This is a genomic window from Caulobacter sp. CCH9-E1 (genome assembly GCF_001556515.1).
Taxonomy (GTDB): Bacteria; Pseudomonadota; Alphaproteobacteria; order Caulobacterales; family Caulobacteraceae; genus Caulobacter.
Genome location: NZ_LSJA01000064.1, coordinates 1 through 2,721, shown reverse-complemented (window position 1 = coordinate 2,721; position 2,721 = coordinate 1). Strand labels below are relative to the sequence as shown.

4 protein-coding genes are annotated in these 2,721 nt (G+C 68.7%); 2 read left to right on the top strand and 2 right to left on the bottom strand.

Annotation, left to right across the window (positions count from 1 at the left end):
• A partial coding sequence (locus tag AX690_RS03370) for an SAM-dependent methyltransferase (protein WP_197426773.1) occupies positions 1 to 615 on the bottom strand: 615 nt, incomplete at its 3' end.
• Between the two features lie 4 nt (positions 616 to 619).
• Positions 620 to 1,510, bottom strand: a complete 891-nt coding sequence (lgt, locus tag AX690_RS03365) for a prolipoprotein diacylglyceryl transferase (RefSeq protein WP_066681125.1) — start codon at positions 1,508 to 1,510, stop codon at positions 620 to 622.
• Positions 1,511 to 1,747: 237 nt separating this feature from the next.
• Here lgt and AX690_RS03360 point away from each other — a divergent pair, with 237 nt between their 5' ends.
• Positions 1,748 to 2,017 carry an accessory factor UbiK family protein gene (locus tag AX690_RS03360; RefSeq protein ID WP_066681126.1) on the top strand — a complete coding sequence of 90 codons (270 nt, stop codon included), beginning with the start codon at positions 1,748 to 1,750 and terminating at the stop codon, positions 2,015 to 2,017.
• Between the two features lie 132 nt (positions 2,018 to 2,149).
• Positions 2,150 to 2,656: a YbjN domain-containing protein gene (locus AX690_RS03355; RefSeq protein WP_013077743.1), complete on the top strand. Its 507-nt coding sequence runs from the start codon at positions 2,150 to 2,152 to the stop codon at positions 2,654 to 2,656.
• The last annotated feature ends 65 nt before the right edge of the window (positions 2,657 to 2,721 follow it).

The following is a 2,721-nucleotide window of genomic DNA, read 5'->3' as shown; positions in this document are numbered from 1 at the left end:
TCCCCCCCCGGTCGCTGCGCGACCACCTCCCCCTCTGGGGGGAGGACTAAGCGGCCGTAGCCCGAACGCCAGTTCGCCGTCGTCGCCCAGCCCGATCACCCGCTCGGCCCAGCCGTTCTGGGTGCGGACGAACTGCCGGGCGGGCAGGCAATCCAGCAGTTCGTTGGCGACCAGGAGCATCGGCGCGCCGCCCGGGACCTCGTCCAGCCGCGAGGCCCAGCGCGCGCGATCGCCCAGCCGCTCGGCCTGGCGGGCCTTCAGCGGTTCGGAGACCTCGACCAGCCACACGTCGGCCGCGTCGAGAAACTCCGGGGCCACGCGCACGGCGCGCAGCAGGTCGCTCATCAACGTCCCGTCGCCGGGGCCCATCTCGACCAGGCGGAACGGGGCGGGGCGGCCCAGGCGCGTCCAGGTCTCGATCATCCAGAGGCCGATCAGCTCGCCGAACATCTGGCTGACCAGGGGCGCGGTGATGAAGTCGCCGCCCGCCCCCAGATCTGGTCGCGTGGCGTAGTAGCCGTCGCGCGGGTCGTGCAGGCAGCGGGTGAAGAACTCGGGCGTGGCGATCGGCCCGTCATGGGCGATCTGGGCCTTGAGGCGCTCCAGCAGGCTCATGGGATCAGGCGGGGGGCTCGGCCGGGGCGCGCAGCGCGCGCCACAGCATCCAGCCGCCGACCAGGATCATCGGCGCCGACAGCATCATCCCCATGGTCAGGCCGAACGGGAAGTCGGGCATGCCGATGTCGGGGTTGCGCACGTTCTCCAGCGACAGACGGAACAGGCCGTAGGCCAGCAGGAAGGTCGCGACGATCGCGCCGCGTCGTTGCAGCCACTTCAGCCGGTAGATGGCGAAGGCCAGGATCAGGAACAGCAGCAGGCCCTCCAGGCCGGCCTCGTAGAGCTGGCTGGGGTGGCGCGGCAGCTCGCCCGCCGGACAGATGCCTTGCGGATGGGCCGCACGGATCGTCTGGTTGCAGAAGATGATGCCCCACGGATGCTCTGTGACCCGCCCCCAGAGCTCACCGTTGATGAAGTTGGCGATGCGGCCGAAGAAGATGCCGATCGGCGCAACGGGGGCGACCAGGTCGCCCAGCTTCAGCATGTCGATCTTGTTGCGGACGGCGAACAGGGCGATCGCCGCGCAGACGCCCAGGAAGCCGCCGTGGAAGGCCATGCCGCCCTCCCAGATCTTGAAGGCGTCGGTCGGATGGGCCAGCAGCCAGGTCCGCTGGGCCTCATTGGGCAGCATGTAGAAAAGGATGTAGCCCAGGCGCCCGCCCAGGATGATGCCGAGCGTGATCCAGAGCACGAGGTCGTCGATCTGCAGCGGCGTGGCGGTCGGGGTCCGCCCGCCCCACAGGCCGGGCGTCTTCACCAGGCGCACCGCGTAGCGCCAGCCCAGCAGGATGCCCGCCACATAGGCCAGGGCGTACCAGCGCAAGGCCAGCGGGCCCCACTGGAGGGCGAACGAACCGATGTGAACGACCGGGTCGATGTCGGGGAAGATCACGCGCTCGGGCTCCGCTCGGGACAGATCGTCGCACCGTATAAAGCGCGTCAGGCGAAAGTGTGAGCGGTTTTGCCGCCCGGACGCGCGTCTAGGAAAGCCGCGTCAGGCGAAAGTGTGAGCGGTTTTGCCGCCCGGACGCGCCCGCTACGATCGCCTAAGGAGTCCTAGGCTCTTCGCTTTCACCCCTTGTTTCCCATATAAGGAGGGCTCGCCCATCCGCGGGCGCGTGGAAAGCCGATGCACACCCAGAACCCGATCCTCGACGAATTCGCCAAGCTGACCCAGGCGGCCATGGGCATCGCCCAGACGGCCGGCGAGGAGGCCAAGGCCGCGATGCGCGCCCAGGCGGACCGGCTGGCGGCCGAGTTCGACCTGGTCCGCCGCGACGATTTAGAGGCGCTGAAGGCCGAGGTGGCGGCGCTGCGCGAAGAGATCGCCAGCCTCAAGGCGGCCCCCAAGGAAGCCAAGAAAGCGCCCGCCAAGAAGGCCGCGCCGACAGGCGAATAACAAGCTTAACAGCTCGCCCCCGGCGTGAAGCGAGTTGAGACGAACGCCGCGAAGCAGATTACTGTCCTCGGTACGTGAGCGAATCACGGCGGGGGCGACCCCCGCCCGCGCTGGCGGGGACGCAGGATTCTCATGGACACCCAACCGGAAGAAGACGACGTCCTGATGGCTCTCGACCCCCTCGAGGTGGTCGAACATGTGCTGTCGGCCGAAAACCTGACCTTTGATCGCACCGAGGACGGCGACCTGGCCTTCGCGCTGAAAGGCGACTGGAAGGACTACGAGCTGTGGTTCGCCTGGCGGCCCGAGGCCGACTGCCTGCAGCTGTGCCTGTCGCTGGACCTGCGCGCGTCGAAGACCAAGCGCACCAACGCCTACGAGCTGCTGGCCCTGATCAACCAGCGCGTCTGGCTGGGCCACTTCGAGGTCTGGACCGAGGACGGCGAGGTCGTGTTCCGCCACGCCCTGGCCCTGCCGGCCGGCGAGCGTCCGACCATGGCCCAGGCCGCCTCGATGATCGACGCGGCGGTGGAGGCGGCCGACCGCTTCTATCCGGCCTTCGACTTCCTGCTGCACGGCGCCAAGACCCCGGACCAGGCGATGGCCGCCTGCATGTTCGAGACGGTCGGCCAAGCTTAAGGCTTTAAATCCTTCTCCCCTTGCGGGAGAAGGTGTCGCGAAGCGACGGATGAGGGGTCGCGCGG